This window comes from Halomonas nitroreducens, assembly GCF_003966155.1.
GTDB classification, from domain to species: domain Bacteria; phylum Pseudomonadota; class Gammaproteobacteria; order Pseudomonadales; family Halomonadaceae; genus Halomonas; species Halomonas nitroreducens.
The window spans coordinates 119,966-139,420 of the sequence record NZ_RXNS01000014.1 but is presented as its reverse complement, the minus strand read 5'-3'; the positions used below and the strand labels follow the sequence as shown (position 1 = coordinate 139,420).

General features: G+C 67.3%; 13 protein-coding genes. 6 read left to right on the top strand and 7 right to left on the bottom strand.

All coding sequences use genetic code 11. From position 1 onward, the window contains the following. Positions 1 to 173: 173 nt before the first annotated feature. The 3 genes from ttcA to EKG36_RS15025 form a co-directional block, all read right to left on the bottom strand. Positions 174 to 1,088: a tRNA 2-thiocytidine(32) synthetase TtcA gene (gene ttcA / locus EKG36_RS15035; protein WP_126485534.1), complete on the bottom strand. Its 915-nt coding sequence runs from the start codon at positions 1,086 to 1,088 to the stop codon at positions 174 to 176. 95 nt (positions 1,089 to 1,183) lie between these two features. Continuing rightward, positions 1,184 to 1,810: a 3'-5' exonuclease gene (locus EKG36_RS15030; protein ID WP_126485504.1), complete on the bottom strand. Its 627-nt coding sequence runs from the start codon at positions 1,808 to 1,810 to the stop codon at positions 1,184 to 1,186. A gap of 42 nt (positions 1,811 to 1,852) precedes the next feature. Further along, complete coding sequence (locus tag EKG36_RS15025) at positions 1,853 to 3,676, bottom strand: DUF294 nucleotidyltransferase-like domain-containing protein (RefSeq protein WP_126485502.1); 1,824 nt, start codon at positions 3,674 to 3,676, stop codon at positions 1,853 to 1,855. 678 nt (positions 3,677 to 4,354) lie between these two features. On the opposite strand from EKG36_RS15025, the gene EKG36_RS15020 reads away from it, so the two are divergent. The 4 genes from EKG36_RS15020 (at position 4,355) to EKG36_RS15005 (ending at position 11,266) form a co-directional block, all read left to right on the top strand. Beyond that, positions 4,355 to 4,615, top strand: a complete 261-nt coding sequence (locus EKG36_RS15020; RefSeq protein WP_126485500.1) for a DUF4212 domain-containing protein — start codon at positions 4,355 to 4,357, stop codon at positions 4,613 to 4,615. A gap of 6 nt (positions 4,616 to 4,621) precedes the next feature. Beyond that, positions 4,622 to 6,388 (top strand): sodium:solute symporter family protein, encoded by a 1,767-nt coding sequence (locus EKG36_RS15015; RefSeq protein ID WP_126485499.1) that lies wholly within the window; start codon positions 4,622 to 4,624, stop codon positions 6,386 to 6,388. 93 nt (positions 6,389 to 6,481) lie between these two features. Further along, the gene (locus EKG36_RS15010; protein WP_126485497.1) at positions 6,482 to 6,997 is read left to right on the top strand and encodes a hypothetical protein; all 516 of its coding nucleotides are present in this window, start codon (positions 6,482 to 6,484) and stop codon (positions 6,995 to 6,997) included. Between the two features lie 318 nt (positions 6,998 to 7,315). Next, positions 7,316 to 11,266, top strand: a complete 3,951-nt coding sequence (locus EKG36_RS15005) for a hybrid sensor histidine kinase/response regulator (protein ID WP_126485495.1) — start codon at positions 7,316 to 7,318, stop codon at positions 11,264 to 11,266. A 132-nt stretch (positions 11,267 to 11,398) separates the two neighbouring features. On the opposite strand, the gene EKG36_RS15000 is transcribed toward EKG36_RS15005, so the two are convergent. The 3 genes from EKG36_RS15000 to EKG36_RS14990 all read right to left on the bottom strand — a co-directional run bounded on the left by EKG36_RS15000 (position 11,399) and on the right by EKG36_RS14990 (position 14,952). Continuing rightward, positions 11,399 to 12,061 (bottom strand): LuxR C-terminal-related transcriptional regulator, encoded by a 663-nt coding sequence (locus EKG36_RS15000; protein WP_126485493.1) that lies wholly within the window; start codon positions 12,059 to 12,061, stop codon positions 11,399 to 11,401. Positions 12,062 to 12,280: 219 nt separating this feature from the next. Then, positions 12,281 to 14,230 carry an acetate--CoA ligase gene (gene acs, locus EKG36_RS14995; protein ID WP_126485491.1) on the bottom strand — a complete coding sequence of 650 codons (1,950 nt, stop codon included), beginning with the start codon at positions 14,228 to 14,230 and terminating at the stop codon, positions 12,281 to 12,283. Positions 14,231 to 14,397: 167 nt separating this feature from the next. Further along, positions 14,398 to 14,952, bottom strand: a complete 555-nt coding sequence (locus tag EKG36_RS14990) for a SprT family zinc-dependent metalloprotease (RefSeq protein WP_126485489.1) — start codon at positions 14,950 to 14,952, stop codon at positions 14,398 to 14,400. A gap of 132 nt (positions 14,953 to 15,084) precedes the next feature. Here EKG36_RS14990 and EKG36_RS14985 point away from each other — a divergent pair, with 132 nt between their 5' ends. Then, positions 15,085 to 15,747 (top strand): YecA/YgfB family protein, encoded by a 663-nt coding sequence (locus EKG36_RS14985; RefSeq protein ID WP_126485487.1) that lies wholly within the window; start codon positions 15,085 to 15,087, stop codon positions 15,745 to 15,747. Positions 15,748 to 15,760: 13 nt separating this feature from the next. Here EKG36_RS14985 and EKG36_RS14980 read toward each other — a convergent pair whose 3' ends face one another. Then, positions 15,761 to 16,882: a phospholipase D-like domain-containing protein gene (locus EKG36_RS14980; protein ID WP_126485485.1), complete on the bottom strand. Its 1,122-nt coding sequence runs from the start codon at positions 16,880 to 16,882 to the stop codon at positions 15,761 to 15,763. A gap of 130 nt (positions 16,883 to 17,012) precedes the next feature. Here EKG36_RS14980 and plsB point away from each other — a divergent pair, with 130 nt between their 5' ends. Continuing rightward, a complete protein-coding gene (gene plsB / locus EKG36_RS14975) occupies positions 17,013 to 19,451 on the top strand; it encodes a glycerol-3-phosphate 1-O-acyltransferase PlsB (RefSeq protein WP_126485483.1) in 2,439 nt (812 codons plus the stop codon). The last annotated feature ends 4 nt before the right edge of the window (positions 19,452 to 19,455 follow it).

Genomic DNA, 19,455 nt, shown 5'->3' with positions numbered 1-19,455 from the left:
AGCTGGAAGCTGGAAGCTGGAAGCTGGAAGCTGGAAGCTGGAAGCTGGAAGCTGGAAGCTGGAAGCTGGAAGCTGGAAGCTGGAAGCTGGAAGCTGGAAGCTGGAAGCTGGAAGGCAGCATATTGCCTCCAGAACCCGCGTCAAGGGAGCTCTCCAAGCTTCCAGCTTATGGCTTATAGCTCCTGATGGAGATCGATCCGATCGGCCCGCATCCTCGCCTGCTTGTCCTCGAGACCGGCGAAATCGAACAGTACACGGTCGGCCAGCTGGGACGGCGCCACGTTGGTCACGGCCTTGAACATGCTCTCGAGTCGACCGGGGTGCTTGGCCTCCCACTCGGCCAGCATCTCCTTGACCACCTGGCGCTGCAGGTTGGGCTGCGAGCCACACAGGTTGCAGGGGATGATCGGGAACTCCATGCGCCGCGAGAACTCGGCGATATCGGCCTCGCGGCAGTAGGCCAGCGGCCGGATGACGATGTTCTTGCCATCGTCGGAAAGCAGCTTGGGCGGCATCGACTTGAGACTGCCACCGAAGAACAGGTTGAGGAACAGCGTCTCGAGGATGTCCTCGCGATGGTGGCCCAGGGCGATCTTGGTGGCGCCGATCTCCTCGGCATAGCCGTAGAGTGAGCCACGCCGCAGCCGCGAGCACAGTGCGCAGGTCGTCTTGCCTTCCGGCGTCTTCTCCTTCACCACCGAATAGGTGTCACGCTCGAGGATGTGGTAGTCGACCCCGAGACTGTCCAGGTACGACGGCAGGACATGCTCGGGAAAGCCCGGCTGCTTCTGGTCCAGATTCACCGCCACCAGGGAGAAGTTGACCGGGGCATTGCGCTGCAGGCTGCGCAGGATCTCCAGCATGGTGTAGCTGTCCTTGCCCCCGGACAGGCAGACCATCACCTTGTCGCCGTCACGGATCATGTCGTAGTCGATGATGGCGTTGCCCACCTGGCGCCGCAGCCGCTTCTGCAGCTTGTTGAACTCGCGCTTGGCCTTGGCGGCATGGCTCTCGGTGCCGTCGGCCTGCGGCTCGGCGGCGGGACTGTCCTCGGCGGGACGGGGATCAAACATCACGGCATCTTGCATGGTCACGGCGCTGCCAGGGCATCTGCGGGTGGACGGGCGCCTATCCTACCATTCTCCCCGGAAACTGGCGAAGCCAAGCCCGCCAGCCGGGGCGTTCAGGACATCTGCCGCGAGGGATGGCCCTCCCGGGCCAGGTGCAGATGCATCAGGGCGGTGGTCACTGCTACCCCCAGGGCACTGTGCTGCCCCATCAGGGGCACCCCGAGGCGCTCGGCAACCTGCGCGAAGCGTGGTTGGCTGTCGAGCTGGGGATGGTGGTGTCGCTGGCGGCGCTGGTACACCTGCGCCACGTCGATGCCGGCGTTGGGCAGGTCGAAGCCGAAGCGAGGGCGCAGGTAGCGGTTGAGCAGGGCCAGTTCGAAATCCAGACGCCAGCCCACCAGGGGACGGTTGCCGACGAAATCCAGCAGCTGCGCCAGGGCCTCGTCGATGCTCTCGCCGTCGTCCAGGTCGATCCCGCGCAGGCCGTGCAGGCAGATGGAGTCGCCATCGAGGCTGGCCGGCCGCCGCAAGCGAAGGTCGAGGGACTCGCTGGTCAGTACCCGGTCGCCGCGCAGGCGCACGGCGGCAATGGCCACCAGCTCGGCGGTCCGGGCGTTGGTGCCGGTGGTCTGGCAGCCGAGGGCCACCAGCTCGTCGCCGGTATAGGGATGGAAGAGCCAGCCGTAGCGGCCATGGGCGTGTCTCCGCCGGTCGGCCACCCGTCGCAATGTCCTGAGCATGAACCGCGCTCCTGTGTTGATGCAGCCTGCCGGGGCCGGGCCTCACGAGTACTCGAGATGGAAGTGATGCGACAGGCGTTGCTTGAAGTCCTTGACGATATGCAGCGCCTCGCGGAGCAGGTCGCGCTCCAGGGAGGACAGCTCCTGGACCACCACCCGATCCGGCTCGCCGCCCTGCTTCCCTTCCCCGTCGAGCCGTGCCAGCTGCTGCTTGAGTCGGAGCTCGGTGAACAGCGACAGCGCCTCCCCCAGGTCCTCGGCGAAGCGCGCCTCCAGGCGCCCGTCCGCCACCAGGGCATCCAGCCGATCCAGTGTCGAGGTCACCGCGATCCGCCGCTCGAGGGCCATGACGCGGACCCCGTGCACGATGGGGAAGATGCCGCCCTTCTTGATGTCGATACCGTGCTGGGGCTTCTTGAGCGAGCCGAACAGGGTCAGGGGTGTGGAGAAGTGCAGCGCCGGCCGCGCGAAGTAGGACAGCAGCAGCTGGTCACCGGCACACAGGCGGAACAGGGACTCGCGCAGGCGCTCCAGCAGCGCCGGGTTGCCGGCGACCGCATGGGCGTCAAGCACGATGGCCAGCTTCATCAGGCTGTCCCCGTCGCGCTGCTCCACCCACTGGGCGATGCGCCGCTTCCACTGGCTCTCGGTGCCCACCCAGTCGGGGTTGGAGACCATGATGTTGCCCGGACAGGGCGGATAGCCCAGCTCGATGAGGGTCTCGGTGAGTCGCTGCATCTGCTCGGCGCAGTCGGGCCAGTCCAGGGTATCGTCGAGGATCAGGCCATTGTCCTGGTCGGTCTTGAGGATCTGCTCGCCGCGCCCCTCGCTGCCCATCACCATCAGGCAGCTGTCGCGGTGATAGCGCTCCTCGATCAGAAACCCCCAGGCCTTGTTGATGATCCGGCTGTTGAGGGCCGCCAGCAGGCCCATGGCGAAGCGCAGCTTGACGCCCTGGGCCATCAGCGCGCGAACCAGCTCCGGAGTGCGACGACTGGCGGCGGACAACGCCGCCAGGCTGTCGGCCTGCTCGACCTGCAGGCTGACCACGTAACTGCGGCTGGAGAAGTAGCTCAGGACATCGGTCAGCTCGACCACGCCCACCGCGGCCTCGCCCTCGGTGACCACCACCCGCTCCACCTGGTGACGGGTCATCAGCACCAGTACCTGGAAGAGGTACTGCTCCGGCGTCACCGAGACCAGCTCGAAGTGCGCCACCGACCGCGCCGGGCTGTCCTGGGGCAGCCCCTCGAGGACCAGGGCGTTGAGCAGGTCGGTCTTGGTGATCATCCCCGGGCCCTGCTCGCCCTCGACCAGCAGGCTGTCGGCATGACTGTCGTGCAGGGTGGTGACCGCCTCGGCGATGGTCGCCCGGGGGCCCACGCAGAGAGGCTCGCGCATACACTCGTCCACGCGGGCCAGCATGAAGCCGGCCATGGTCACCCCGCCGGCGGCACGCTGCTCGGTCAGCAGACGGGTCTTGTGGGCCAGGGTCTGGCGGAAGAACTCGGCAAACGCCGGATAGTCGTCACAGAGCTTGAGGAACAGTGCCTTGGGCAGCAGGTAGCAGAGGCTCTCCTGCTCGGCCCGGAAGCGATAGCGACTCGTGCCGTTGAGAATGCTGATCGCCCCGAAGAGGTCGCCAGCGGTGTAGTGACCGATCCGTTGCCGGGCACCGGGCTGGGTGGTATCGAGTTCCGCCACTTCGCCCTTGTGGATGAGGAAGACGTACTCGCCGGGCTGGCCGGTCTCGAGGATGATCTCGTCGCGATCGAAGTAGGCGAGGTCGATGCCACCACGCACCCGCTCACGCCCAGCCTCGTCGAGAAAGGTGAACGGCGGCTGGGAGAGATCCACATCGACCATGGCGAGGTCCTCGCATCGGGAAACGGGCATCGTCTGACGGGAACTGCCCACCGCGGGCCAGGGGCGCCGAGGAGGTGGGCCATAGATCGACCGATGACACCGCAGCAGAAACACTGGGATCAGGGTAGCAAAGTCGGGGTCGGGGCAAGTATCTAGACCATGGTTCTATGCGGCCTCAAGGCATTGCCATATCACTGCGACAAAGCGTTATACCTTGGTACTATTCAACCAATGTTTCGACTAAAGTCCAATTCGATACCCTCCTAGACAATCGTCCTGCATAGCGAGGCAACGCAGAAAACAAAAACCTTAACAACATCATCAAGGCAATGATTTTAAAGGGATTATCAAAATCCTTTTAAATCGTTTTACCCTCATGATACCAAAGTCTGGGATTTATTTTTCCGCTTTATTGACCAGCATTAGCGGTGAGTCGTGCAGGGTAATCGCACGTCGACACCCCACCTCAACCCAAAGCGTGATCGACCAAGGTCCTGACACAAGGTAAGGGAGGAAACCATGCCCTCATTGCCAACTTGCCCCAGGTCCGCTGCGTCCCTCGGCATCCCGGCCTGGATCACGGCTGGCTGAACGGCTGTCCACGCGCGATTGCCCGGCTGAGTCATGTGAACGCTCGGGACAACCTCCCAACCCCAACAACAAGTGGAGAGCAACACTATGGCAGATGAGAAACCCAATGCCGAAGCCTACTGGGCGGCCAACCTCCGCCTCATTGCCGGCTGCCTGGTCGTCTGGGCACTGGTGTCCTATGGCTGCGCCATCCTGCTTCGCCCGCTGCTCGCGGGAATTCCCGTCGGCGGCACCGACCTGGGCTTCTGGTTCGCGCAGCAGGGATCGATCCTGACCTTCATCGGCATCATCTTCTTCTATGCGTGGAAGATGAACCGGTTGGATAAAAAGTTCGGGCTTGGGGAGTAAGCCAGCATGAGTCAATTCGCGATCAACGTCCTCTTCGTGGGCGCCTCCTTCGCCCTCTATATCGGCATCGCCATCTGGGCGAAGGCCGGTTCGACCAAGGATTTCTACGTCGCCGGCGGCGGCGTGCATCCGATCACCAACGGCATGGCCATCGGCGCCGACTGGATGTCGGCGGCGTCCTTCATCTCCATGGCCGGCCTGATCGCCGCCGGCGGCTATGCCAACTCGACCTTCCTCATGGGCTGGACCGGCGGCTATGTCCTGCTGGCCACCCTGCTGGCGCCCTACCTGCGCAAGTTCGGCAAGTTCACGGTGCCGGAGTTCATCGGGGATCGCTTCTACAGCAAGAAAGCTCGCCTGGTCGCCGTGATCTGCCTGATCGTTGCCTCGGTGACCTACGTCATCGGCCAGATGGCCGGCGCCGGCGTGGCCTTCTCGCGCTTCCTGGAGGTCGACGCCACCATGGGCCTGATCATCGCGGCCATCGTGGTGTTCTTCTACTCGGTGCTGGGGGGCATGAAGGGCATCACCTACACCCAGGTCGCCCAGTACTGCGTGCTGATCACCGCCTACACCATCCCGGCAGTGTTCATCTCGCTGGAGCTGACCGGCAACCCGCTGCCGCCGCTGGGCCTGTTCTCCGAGCATGACGGCTCGGGCATGCCGCTGCTGGCCAAGCTCAACGAGGTCATCACCGAGCTCGGCTTCAACGAATACACGGCGGACGTGGACAACAAGCTGAACATGGTGCTGTTCACCCTGTCGCTGATGATCGGGACCGCGGGCCTGCCCCACGTCATCATCCGCTTCTTCACCGTGCCGAAGGTTGCCGATGCGCGCTGGTCCGCCGGCTGGGCCCTGGTCTTCATCGCCCTGCTGTACCTGACCGCTCCGGCCGTGGCTTCCATGGCCCGCCTGAACCTGATGACCACCATCTATCCCGACGGCCCGACGGCCGAGCCCATCCAGTACGACGAGCGTCCGAACTGGGTGCGCGAGTGGGAAGTCACCGGCCTGATCCAGTACGAGGACAAGAACGACGACGGCCGTATCCAGCTCTACAACGACACCGAGGCCTTCGCCCCGACCGCCGAGCAGCGTGGCTGGGCCGGCAACGAGCTGGAGGTCAACCGCGACATCCTGGTGCTGGCCAATCCGGAGATCGCCAACCTGCCCGGCTGGGTCATCGGCCTGATTGCCGCGGGTGGCCTGGCGGCGGCGCTGTCGACGGCAGCCGGGCTCTTGCTGGCCATTTCCTCGGCCATCAGTCATGACCTGATCAAGGGCTCGATCAACCCCAATATCTCCGAGAAGGGCGAGCTGCTGGCGGCACGTATCTCGATGTCCGTCGCCATCATCGTCGCCACCTACCTGGGCGCCAATCCCCCGGGCTTCGCGGCTCAGGTAGTGGCTCTGGCCTTCGGTATCGCCGGTGCCTCGCTGTTCCCCGCGCTGATGATGGGCATCTTCTCCAAGCGCGTGAACAACAAGGGGGCCATCGCCGGCATGCTGACGGGTCTGGTCTTCACCCTGGTCTATATCTTCGTCTACAAGGGCTGGTTCTTCATCCCTGGCACCAACAACCTGGCGGATATCCCGGCGAACTGGGTGCTGGGCATCTCGCCGCTGTCCATCGGTGCCGTGGGCGCGATCATCAACTTCGCCGTGGCCTTCTCGATCTCCAAGGCGACTGCGGCACCGCCGCAGGAGATCCAGGACCTGGTGGAGAGCGTCCGCTATCCCAAGGGTGCTGGCATGGCGGCCGACCACTGAGCCATAATCCCGAACCGGCGTCCCTGCGACGCCGGCCCCAACCCTTCGTCGGGCTTCCCTCGGGAAGCCCGACTGCTGTTAGGAAGCTGTCCTATGATATGGCACTTGATTGCGGCGGCCTTCGCCGGCCTCGGCGCCGCCGGTATCGGCCTGCTGCTGCGCATGCTCAGCCGGAGGCGCCTGCCCCGCTGGATCGTCCCGGTCTGCGCAGGACTGGGCATGATCGGCTACCAGATCAACCACGAGTACGCCTGGTTCGAGCACAAGCGCGCCCAGCTCCCCGACTCCACCCGAGTGGTGAGTACCGAGCAGACACCGGTCTTCTGGCGCCCCTGGACCTACCTGGTGCCCCTGACCTCGGCCTTCACCGTGGTGGACCGGGCCAACCTGGTGCACTCCCGCGCCAACGACCAGCAGCTGGTCGAGTTCATCCTCTATCGCTTCGAGCTGGCCAACGCGGACCGGGTGCAGCACGAGGCCTATCTGCTGAACTGCAGTGCCCGGGACCTGGTGCCGCTGGCCGGTGAGCCGCGCCGTCCCCAGACCGAGGAGCTGCGTCACCTCGAGGCCCCGGACCCGCTGCTCCGGACGGTCTGTCGCGACGCCTGACCCGGGCCATCCCTGCCATCGCCCCCGGCTTGCGCAAGGGCTCAGGCGAGCGCGAGCCTGCGCCATGTCCGCCGCCGACGGGCATGAGCACTTCCCGCTTCGCGGTGGGGTACCAGGCAGCGGTCAGCGACACTGTGACGGGACACTCCAGGCGGAGCCTGGCGACCTGAAACGCGAGCGGCAGAGAGGTCGCGTGTCGGAATGCGCAGTTTGCCGATGGGTCAATGCGCTTCTCGAGCGGCCTGTCCCTCGGAGAGCCGAGCGTAGACAGTTGCCAGGCGAGGCTTAGAATGGGCGGGAACCCGAGGGAGATTGTCCATGTTTGCAGGCTGGCTGCTGATCGTCGTTTCGCTGCTCTACGTCGCGGTGCTGTTCGCCATCGCCTGGCGAGGAGACCGTCAGGCCCGCGAGCATGGCGCCACTCGCCGGCGCCCGGTGATCTACAGCCTGGCGCTGGCCATCTACTGCACCTCCTGGACCTTCCACGGTGCCGTGGGCCAGGCCGCCACCTCGGGCTGGTCCTTCGCCAGCATCTTCGTCGGTCCCATCCTGACCCTGCTGCTGTTCTGGCCGGTGCTGGCCAAGATGATCCGCGTCGCCAAGCATCAGAATGTCACCTCGATCGCCGACTTCATCGCCTCGCGCTACGGCAAGACCCAGTCGCTGGCCGCCTTCGCCAGCCTGGTCGCACTGATCGGCACCCTGCCCTACATCGTCCTGCAGCTGAAGGCCGTCTCGACCTCCTTCAGCGTGCTCACCGATGCCAACGACATCACCCGGGCGCCACTGTTCGGTGATACCGCCTTCTATGTCGCGCTGGTCATGGCGGCCTTTGCCATCCTCTTCGGCACCCGGCATACCGACGCCACGGAGCACCACGAGGGGCTGATCCACGCCGTGGCCTTCGAGTCGCTGGTCAAGCTGGTGGCCTTCCTGATCCTCGGCGCCTATGTCACCTGGGGCATGTTCGACGGTCTCGGCGACCTGCTGGCGTTTGCCGATATCCAGCTGCAGCTGCAGCGCCAGCTCGCCCAGCAGGACTTCGGCCAGAGCTTCTGGGCCCAGACCCTGCTGGCCATGCTGGCCATTCTCTGCCTGCCCCGCCAGTTCCACGTGGCGGTAGTCGAGAACACCCATCGCGACGACGCCGCCAAGGCCCGCTGGCTGTTTCCGCTCTACCTGGTGGCCTTCGCCTTCTTCGTGCTGCCGCTGGCCGCCGCCGGGCTGACCCTGTTCGCGGACGGCAGCGTCGAGCCCGACAGCTATGTGCTGGCGTTGCCCATGGCCGCCGGCAGCGAATGGCTGGCCCTGCTGACCTTCATCGGCGGCTTCTCGGCCTCCACCGGCATGGTGATCGTCGCCGCCGTGGCGGTGTCGATCATGATCTCCAACGAGATCGTCATCCCCGCCCTGTTCCGGCTGCGCTGGTTCGACACCAAGGCCCGGGACTATGGTCGCCTGGTGCTGCGCGCCAGGCGCATCACCATCGCGGTGGTGCTGGGCCTGGCCTACGGGGTCTACCAGCTGATCGGCGAGTTCAGCTCCCTGGCCGCCATCGGCATGCTGTCCTTCGCGGCCGCGGCGCAGTTCGCCCCGGCGCTGATCGGCGGCCTCTACTGGAAACGCGGCAACCGCCTGGGGGTCATCGTCGGCATGAACGCCGGCTTCGCCATCTGGGCCTACAGCCTGCTGATGCCGGCGATGATCGGCGCCGGGGTGCTGCCGGCCGCCTGGCTGTCGGGGGGGCCCCTGGGCATCGGCTGGCTGTCGCCCACCTCGCTGTTCGGCCTCAACGTGGGTGACAGCTTCACCCATGGGGTGATGCTGTCGCTGGGCGTGAACCTGGTGTGCTATATCTTCGTCTCCCAGATGACCCCCCAGCGGGTGGTGGAGCGCATCCAGGCCTCGCTGTTCGTCGACAGCGTCGAGACGCGCCAGACGTCGGTGAATCGGCCCTGGACCGGCGCCACCACCGTCGGCGACCTCAAGGTGCTGTGCGAGCGCTTCCTCGGTGCCAGTCAGGTCAGCCGTGCCTTCGACGACTATGCACGGCGAACCGGCAAGCCGCTGGAGGACAACACCCGGGCCTCCATCGACGTGATCCAGTTCACCGAGCGCTTCCTGGCCTCGGTACTGGGCGCCTCCTCGGCGCGCATCGTCGTCAACTCGGCGCTGCAGGGCCGCGGCATCGGCATCTCGGACGTGATCTCCATCGTCGACGAGGCCTCCCAGGTCCTCGAGTTCAACCGTGCCCTGCTCCAGGCCACCATCGAGAACATCAACCAGGGCATCAGCGTGGTGGACCAGAACCTGCGCCTGGTGGTGTGGAACCAGCGCTACCTGGAGCTGTTCCGCTTCCCGGACCATCTGATCCGGGTCGGCGCCCCGGTCGACCGCATCTTTCGCTACAACGCCCACAATGGCGAGTACGGGCCCGGCGACCCGGAGGAGCATGTCCAGCTGCTGCTCGACAACATCCGCGAGGGCCAGCCCCATCGCTATGTCCGCTACCGCCAGGACGGCAGCGTGCTGGAGGTCCAGGGCAATCCCATGCCCGGTGGCGGCTTCGTCTACACCTACCAGGACATCACCCAGCAGAAGCGCATCGAGGAAGCGCTGATCCGTTCCGAGAACAACATCCGCATCTACACCGACAACGTGCCGGCACTGATCGCCTACTTCGACAAGGAGTGCCGCTACCTCTTCACCAACCGCGCCTACGAGCAGGCCTTCGGCATCGATCGCAACGCGGTGATCGGCAAGCCGTTGCAGGAGGTGATCCCGGCAGAGCTGGCCCTGGAGCGCGAGCCGTGGATCGAGCGTGCGCTGGCCGGCGAGCGGGTCAACTTCGAGGTCTCGCTGACCCTGCCCGAGGGCCTGCGCTACATGCTGGTGACCTATACGCCGCACTTCGGCGACAGCGGGGCGATACTGGGCTTCTTCGCCCTCTACCAGGACATCACCGAGCGCCGCCGCGCGGAGATCGCCCTCAAGGAGACCAACGAAACCCTCGAGGAGCGCGTCCGCGAGCGCACCCAGGCGCTCTCCGAGGCCAACGCCGCCCTGCGCCAGGAGAACCGCGTGCGCGCCGAGGCCGAGCAGGCGCTGCGCCAGGCCAAGCAGGTCGCCGAGGACGCCAACGCCTCCAAGACACGCTTCCTGGCCGCCGCCAGCCACGACCTCCTGCAGCCGCTCAACGCCGCCCGGCTGTTCACCTCGGCGCTATCCCAGGAAATGGATGCCGACGACATGCGGCGCACCATCGGCCACATCGACAATTCCCTGCAGGCCGCCGAGGAGTTGCTCGGCACCCTGCTGGACATCTCAAAGCTCGACGCCGGGGCGCTCACCCCGCGGCGCAGCCATTTCGCCCTGGCCGACATCTTCCGACCGCTGCGCGCCGAGTTCGAGGTGATGGCCGAGGACCGCGGCCTGGACCTGGTGGTAGTGGCCACCCGCTGCTGGGTCGACAGCGATGCCCAGATGCTCCGGCGCATCGTGCAGAACTTCCTGTCGAACGCCATCCGCTACACCCAGGAAGGGCGGGTGCTGCTGGGCTGCCGGCGCCATGGCGAGCGGCTAACCATCGAGGTCTGGGACTCCGGCCCCGGCATCCCCGAGACCAAGCAGGCCGAGATCTTCCAGGAGTTCCGCCGCCTCGACCAGGCCTCGCGCCACAAGGAGAGCGAGAAGGGCCTGGGACTGGGGCTGTCGATCGCCGACCGCATGAGCCGGGTGCTCGATCACCCGATCACCGTGCGCTCCTGGGAGGGGGTGGGTACCGTCTTCGCGGTCAGTGTGCCGGTGGTGGCCGCCCGCCACCGTGAGGACGCCGAGGAGGCCACCCCGCGGCGTGCCGGCAACAAGCTGGCCGGCAAGCGCATCCTGTGCATCGACAACGAGTCGCTGATTCTCGAGGGCATGAAGGCCATGCTCTCCGGCTGGGGCTGCGAGGTCTTCACGGCCACCTCCATCGGCGGCGCCAAGTCGGTGCTGCGCCACCTGGACGACGACCCGGACGCGATCCTGGCCGACTACCACCTCGACAACGAGGTCACCGGCCTGATGGCCATGGAAGCCCTGGGCGAGCGGCTCTACGGCGCCGTCCCCGGCATCGTGATCACCGCCGACCGCACCGAGGAGGTCGCCGAGGAGATCCGCCGCGCCGGCTACCAGCTGCTGCTCAAGCCAGTGCGCCCCGCCGCCCTGCGGGCGCTGCTGACGCGCACCCTGCAGGCCAGCCGGGCGGCCACCAGGCAAGAGGGGTAGCACGCCGCGCGCGAGCTGGAAGGCAGCGTAGATAAAACCGCCTCCGGGACAAGACCACGGAGGCGGTTGTTCTTCCAGCTTCAAGCTTCCAGGCGCGAAGCGCCGCGCTTCCAGCTCCGGGCGAAGCCCGGGTCAGGATTCGACCTTGGGCGGCTCCACCTCGAGCTTCTGGGCGGCGATCACCGCCTGGGTGCGGGAGTGCACGCCGAGCTTGCGCAGGATGGCGGTGACGTGGGCCTTGATGGTGGCCTCCGAGACGTTGAGCTCGTAGGCGATCTGCTTGTTGAGCAGCCCCTCGGTGAGCATGTTGAGCACCCGGAACTGCTGGGGCGTCAGCGAGGCGATCGCCTCGGCGAAGCGGGTCTCCTCCTCGTCGCCTTCGCCCAGGGCATCGGCCATCTCCGCCGGCAGCCAAACCTCGCCGTCGAGGATCTCGCCCACCGCCTCGGCGATCAACGCCAGCGAGGACGACTTGGGGATGAACCCGGAGGCCCCGTAGTCGATGGCCCGGCGCACCACATGCAGCTCATCGCTGCCGGAGACGACCGCCACCGGGATATCGGGGGTCTGGCCGCGCAGCTGGATCAGCCCGGAAAAGCCATGGGCGCCCGGCATGTGCAGGTCGAGCAGGATCAGGTCGGCATCCGGGTGGCGGGTGACCACCTCGGTGGTGGCCTCCATGGTGTCGGACTCGACGATCTCGGCCTGGGGTGCCAGCTGGCGCAGCGCCTGGGTCAAGGCTGCGCGGAACAGCGGATGGTCATCGGCAACGATGAATTTCTGGGCAAAGGCCATGGATTCTCCTCCGGTTCCGGGAGCAGCGGGACGGGGCGGCCGCCGCCTGCGGGACGCTTTTGTCTTTCACGGCATGTTACCCCATGGCCAAGGCGATGCCCAAGCGTTAGGCGGGCATTGTCGACATTTTTCGACGTGCCACCAAGAAGCCGGCCACGCGGGCCGGCTCGAATGTCCAACCGGCGGGCTGCCCCGGCCAGACGGGGCAGCCGCACGCGGTTACTTGATGGCGCGATGCTCGATCAGTTCCTCGACCACCGACGGATCCGCCAGGGTGCTGGTGTCGCCCAGGCCGTCGCACTCGTTGGCGGCGATCTTGCGCAGGATGCGGCGCATGATCTTGCCCGAGCGGGTCTTCGGCAGGCCCGGCGCCCATTGGATAACATCCGGCGAGGCAATCGGACCGATGTCCTTGCGCACCCACTGGGTCAGCTCCTTCTTGAGCTCGTCGCTGGGTTCCACGCCATCCGCCAGGGTCACGTAGATGTAGATGCCCTGGCCCTTGATGTCGTGGGGGAAGCCGACCACGGCGGCCTCGGCCACAGCATCGTGGGCCACCAGGGAGGACTCGATCTCGGCGGTGCCCATGCGGTGGCCGGAAACGTTGAGCACGTCGTCGACCCGGCCGGTGATCCAGTAGTAGCCGTCCTCGTCCCGACGGCAGCCGTCACCGGTGAAGTACATGCCCTTGTAGGTGGTGAAGTAGGTCTGCAGGAAACGCTCGTGGTTCTTCCAGATGGAGCGCGCCTGGCCCGGCCAGGAGTCGAGGATCACCAGGTTGCCCTCGGTGGCCCCCTCGAGCAGGTTGCCCTCGTTGTCGACCAGCGCCGGCTGAACGCCGAAGAACGGCAGGGTCGCGGAGCCCGGCTTGAGGTCGGTGGCGCCCGGCAACGGGGCGATCATGATGCCGCCGGTCTCGGTCTGCCACCAGGTGTCGACGATGGGGCACTGCTCGTTGCCGATCACCCGGTAGAACCATTCCCAGGCCTCGGGGTTGATGGGCTCGCCCACCGAGCCCAGCAGGCGCAGGCTGTCACGCTTGCTGGAGTCCATGACGTTGTCGCCATGAGCCATCAGGGCACGCACCGCGGTGGGCGCGGTATACAGGATGTTGACCTTGTGCTTGTCGACCACCTCGCCCATGCGGCCGTTGGTCGGGTAGCTGGGCACCCCCTCGAACATCAGGGAAATGGCGCCGTTGGCCAGGGGGCCGTAGACGATGTAGCTGTGACCGGTGACCCAGCCTACGTCGGCAGTACACCAGTAGATCTCGCCGTCCTGGTAGTCGAAGACGTACTGGTGCGTCATGGCGGCATGCAGCAGGTAGCCGCCGGTGGTGTGCTTGAGCCCCTTGGGCGTGCCGGTGGAGCCGGAAGTGTAGAGGATGAACAGCGGGTCCTCGGCGCCCATCGGTTCGGCCGGGCAGTCGCTGGACTGCTGGTCGACGAGGTCGTGGTACCAGACGTCGCGGCCATCCTGCCACTCGATATCGCCACCGGTGCGCTGGACCACCAGCACCTTCTCGGCCACGTCGGTGCCCTCGCGGGTCAGGGCCGCATCGACGTTGTCCTTGAGGGGCACATTCTTGCCGCCACGCACGGACTCGTCGGCGGTGATCACCACCTTGGAGCCGGCGTCCTTGACCCGCTGGGCCAGGGCATCCGGGGAGAAGCCGCCGAAGACCACCGAGTGGATGGCACCGATCCGGGCACAGGCCAGCATGGCCATGGCGGCCTCGGGGATCATCGGCATGTAGAGGGTCACGGTGTCGCCCCTGGCGACCCCCAGCGACTTCAGGGCGTTGGCCAGCTGACAGGTCCGCTCGTGCAGCTGGCGATAGGTCAGGGTCTTGGAATCCTTGGGATCATCGCCTTCCCAGATGATCGCCGGCTGATCCCCGCGGGTCTCGAGGTGTCGATCCAGGCAGTTGACGCTGGCGTTGAGGGTGCCGTCCTCGAACCAGCGGATGTCGACGTTATGGGTATCGAAGACGGTGTGCTTGATCTTGGTCGGTGATGTGAACCAGTCGAGGCGCTTCGCCTGCTCGGCCCAGAAGCCTTCCGGATCATCCAGGGAGCGTTGGTACATGGCCTGGTAGGTCGCCTTGTCGGCCCATGCCTTGGCGGCGAAGTCCTCACGTACCGGATAGACGTGCTGCTGATCACTCATGGAAATGCCTCTGTCCTCGGGGTGGCCCCTTCAGGTTGATGATGCCGGTGGCGTTGTTGTTGGTGCCGCCGACGCCATAAGGTAGTTCCAGCATAAACCGCCCGCGCCCCTACTTCCCCTTAGACATTGGTATGAACAATTTCCTTTTTTATAACAATAGCTTAAGGTCACTTTTCAAACGCTTCATAACCAGTATAGACCAAGGTCTCGGCGCACCGCCGGCAGCGATAGGCACGTCCCGAGCGGGCCAGTGCATGACGCCGCGAGGTGAAGGCATGCTCGCGGCAGCCACAGCGGTAGCGATGGGGCGCGGGGCTGGCTCGGCCGGTGTCGAAGCGGTGGGTGACCCGAGGCGGCAGGCCGAACAGCTGGTGCATCACCGTCTGCCACTCACGGCCATGGGGACGGGCGAGGTGGCCATCGTCCAGGTGGTGGACCAGCCAGTGGGCCATCTCGTGGGGGACCACCTCGACCAGGAAGGCCTGTCGATTCTCGTCGAAGAGCACCGGGTTGAAGCGCAGTCCGCCCCGCCCGAAGTGCGCCTGGCCGGCGCCCTTGCCACGCAGGTCGAGCCAGACCTCGGGGCGCGGCAGCCCGGGATGGAACTCGCGGCATAGCCGCCAGGCGGCCTCGACCCGCTCAAGCAGGGCGCGCTGGCAGGCCGCCCGATCGAGGGCGGCCAGCCAGCGGGGATCGGGTGTCGGCAGGGCGGGCGTGGTCATGGGATGCTAGAATGGCGCTCCGCGCCCGCGGCGTAAAGGGACCCGCGACCGACTGCCCCCGCCGGCACCGCCGCAGGCACGCCGATCGCCCCGCTCCATGCCCGCCGCCCGAGACAGCCGACGAGAGACCCCATGTCCGACACCGACACGCCCCAGCCCCAGCCCCTGCTCGATGACGAGGCCCTGGACCGGCTCGACGACTTCCTCGAGTCCGACCGGGTCGACGCCGATGCCCTCGACCTGATCGGGGCCCATGGCTTCCTGGTCGCCCTGGCGGTGGCCCCCCGCGACGTGCCAGCCGCCACCTGGGTGGCGGAGCTGTTCCACGGCGAGCCGAGTTTCGCCGACGAGGCGGAGCGCGAGGCCGTGCTCGGGCTGCTCGAGGTGCTGCGCCGCACCGCCATCGAGGTGCTGGAAGGCGGCGGCCTGCCCGAGCTGCCCTTCGACCTGGAGCTGGGCGGCCTGGTCCCGGAGGAGACCCCCATCGGCGACTGGTGCGCCGGCTTCATGGAAGGGGTCTTCCTCGACGAGGCAGCCTGGTTTGCCGACGACGAGGAGGCAGCCGCCACTCTGCTGCTACCCTTCATGCTGCTCTCGGGACTGTTCGCCGAGGAGCCGGACATGGCCGAGCTGGCCAACGACGGCGAACGACTGGAGGCCCTGGTGGCCCAGCTGCCGGAACTGGTGCTGGATCTCTACCTGCACTATCGGGTACCACCCGAGACGCCCAAGCCCAAGCCCCGCCGCAAGGCGCCGGCGGGACGCGGCAAGGGAAAGGGCAACCGTAAGCCGTAAGCTGGAAGCCGGGTCAGCGCAGTCGGGTCAGGAGCCCGTCCAGGGTGCCGAACAGCCACTCCTTGAGCCGCTGCCAGCGGGGACGGCGCATCCACAGCTCGTGGTGGATCTCGTGGCTGGCGGCGAAGTTGCGCTGGAACAGCGCGGCCACCTCCTCGGCGAAGCGGGGATCCGCCACCTCCTGGTTGGCCTCCAGGTTCCATTGCAGGCTCCAGTGATCGAAGTTGCACGACCCCAGGCTGACCCAGTCGTCGGCGAGGGTGAACTTGGCGTGGATGAAGGACGGCTGGAACTCGAAGATGCGCACCCCGGCCCGCAGCAGACGCCCGTAGAAGCGCTGGCCCGCGTAGCGCACGCCCGGATGATCATGGCTCTCGCCGGGCAACAGCAGGCAGACCTCGACGCCACGGCGGGCGGCCCGCACCAGGCGCCGGCGCAGGCTCAGGGTCGGCACGAAATAGGGCGTGCAGATCCAGATACGCCGCTTCGCCCCGCTCACCTGGCGCTGCAACGAATGACGAATGGCCTGGTAGCGATAGCCCTGGCCCCAGACCACTCGCCCACGCATCCCGCTGTAGTCATTATGGGAGGCAGTGGTGACCCCCAGGCCATGCACCAGTTCGGGGGCACCGGCACCCCGGGTCATCGGCGAGTCCCAGAGCGCGCAGAACAGTCGCGCCCAGTCGGCCACCACCGGCCCCTCGATGCGCACCGCCACCTCGTACCAGGCATCGAGGAACTCGTCGACGACCCCGAAGCCGCCGGTGAAGGCCAGCTCGCCGTCCACCACCACCAGCTTGCGATGGTCGCGGGTCAGGTTGCGCGCCAGGGAGTGCAACCCCAGGGGATTGAACCAGCGCACCGCCACCCCCCCCGCCTCGAGGCGGCGGCGGTCCGACGCCTCGAGCCCCATGGCGCCATAGCCGTCGAGCAGCAGCAGAACGCTCACCCCCCGCTCCACGGCCCGCTGCAGGACCTCGATCATGGCCGTGGCCAGCCGCCCGGACTCCATCAAGTAGAGTTCGATGAGGACCGACTGACGAGCCCCGTCCACCGCCTCGAACATGGCCGGCAGGAAACGTGCCGCCTCCGGCAGCAGCTGGAAGTGATTGCCGTCTCGCCACATGCCGTGCATGGCCCGCATCCCTGTCCGCCGTGACTGCCGGTATTGACGCACGTTTGCGGCCCCGGGAAAAGCCGGGCCGCCTGACCCACCGGGCCCGCATCGCTATACTGGCCTTTCATTCCCTCGCAGGGGCATCCGGATGGCCTCCCCGATCAGCGCGCTGCACGCCCCCCTCCGGCGACTGCTCACGGCCTGGGTCCAGGTGCGCCGCATCGAGCCGGCACCCGAGGCGCTGGGACTCGACCCGGCGCTGCCCACCGTGTACGTGCTGCCTCGGGCGTCCCTCTCGGATACCCTGCTGCTGGAGGCCCTCACCCACCGGCATGGCCTGCCGGCGGCGGGTGCCCGGCAGCAACTGGGCGAGCACGAAGTCGGGGCACGGCTCGCCCTGCCGTCCCTGCGGCGCCGGCTGTGGCGTCGCCGCCGCCCCGGCGAGGCTCCCTTCGAGGCACTGATCACCGCCAGCCGCGCCCTCCCCCAGGATATCCAGCTGGTACCGGTAAGCATCTTCTGGGGGCGCGCCCCGGGCAAGCGCTTCGGCCTGTGGCACCTGCTCGCCGCCGACAGCTGGCGACTCACCGGCCGGCTGCGCCGCCTGCTGTCGGTGGCGGTCAACGGCCGCGACGTGGAGGTGCACTTCGGCGCCCCGCTGCGGCTGTCCGAGCTCGATGACGGCCGCGAGCCGGCGGTCACCAACCGCAAGGCGGCGCGCCTGCTGCGGGTCCACTTCCGCCGCGTCCGTACCCAGGTACTGGGGCCGGACCTCTCCCACCACCGCACCCTGATCGAGGGTGTGGTGACAAGCCCCGAGGTCCGTCGGGTCATCGAGGAGCTCGCCGGCGACGACCCGCGGGCCCGGGCCCGACTGCGACGACGCGCCCGTCGCTACGGCCGCGAGATCGCCTCGAACATGAGCTACCCGGTGATGCGCTTTCTCCACGGCGTGCTGCGCCGGCTGTGGCATCGCCTCTATGACGGCGTCGACGTCCAGGGGCTGGAAAGTGTCAAGGCCCTGGCGGGCGACCACAGCCTGGTCTATGTGCCCTGCCACCGCAGTCATGTCGACTATCTGTTGCTCTCCTACGTGCTCTACGACCACGGCCTGATGCCACCGCACATCGCCGCGGGCCGCAACCTGGACATGCCGCTGATCGGCCCCCTGCTGCGTCGCGCCGGGGCCTTCTTCATGCGCCGCAGTTTCCGTGGCCAGGCGCTCTATGCCCGGGTATTCAACGAGTACCTGCATCGCCTGCTGTCCCGGGGGCACCCCCTGGAGTACTTCATCGAGGGAGGCCGGTCGCGCAGCGGCCGAATGCTGCCGGCGCGGTCGGGGATGCTGGCGATGACCCTCGGCTCCTTCCTGCGCAGCCGCGGTCACGGCGGCCAGCCACTGGCCTTCGTGCCGGTCTATATCGGCTACGAGCGTGTCCTGGAGGACGCCACCTACCAGCGAGAGCTCGCCGGGAGCCGCAAGCGCAAGGAGACCCCGCTGGGCCTGCTGCGGGTCCTGGGGCGGCTGCGCCAGCCCCATGGCCGCGTGGCCGTGAACATCGGCGAGCCGCTGGCCCTGGCGACCTTCCTCGACCACCAGCGCCCGGACTGGCGGAATGCCGCCGGCGAGGGTCGCCCGGCCTGGCTCGACGAGGTGATCCCGCGGCTGGGCGAGGCCCTGACCCGGCGCATCAATGCCGCGGCGACGCTCAACCCGGTCAACCTGGTGGCACTGGGCCTGCTGGCGACGCCCCACCATGCCATCGAGGCCGATCTTCTCGAGCGCCAGTTGGCACTGCTCGTCGACCTGCACCGCCCACGCCCTGGCAGACCCCAGCGGGGCCTGCCGGCGGGCAGTCCCCGAGACTGGCTCGACGAGGTCCGCGCGCTGGGGCTGATCGCCTACCACCCCCACCCGCTGGGCGACATCGTCACCGCGGATGAGCGCCAGGCCAGCCTGCTGGGCTGGTACCGCAACAATGTGCTGCATCTCTTTGCCCTGCCGGGGATCGCGGCCTTCGCCTTCCGCCACCATGCCTACCATGACCCCGATGACCTCGAGGCCCTGCTCGCACCGATCTGGCCGGTGATGGCCAGGGAGCTATCCCTCGAGCCGCCCCCCTCGCTGCGCGCCGCCCTGGACGAGGTCCTGGACCAGCTCGGCGCGGCGGGGCTGCTCGAGCGTGACGGCGACGGCTGGCGACGGCCGGCCTCGCTGACCAGCGACGAGCAGTTGAGGATGCTGGGCCGGCTGATGCAGCCCGCCCTGGAACGCGGCTACCTGCTGCTCTCGGCGCTGCTCGGCGAGTCCCCCGGGCACTTCACCGCCGGGACCCTGGGCGACCATGCCCGCCAGCTGGCCGAGCGCCTGGCCCAGCTCACCGGACGGGCGGCGCCGGAGTTCTTCGACGCCCGGCTGTTCGCCGGGCTGGTGGAGAGCCTGGAGGTCGAGGGCTGGCTGTGGGTCGAGGCGGGGCGGCTGCATTACGCCCGGGAGCTGCGCCAGACCGCCAGCCGCAGCCGGGCGCTGTTCGCCCCGGCGCTGCGCCACCGGCTGCAGCGGGTCGCCCGCCAGCGCGGAGGCTGAGCCC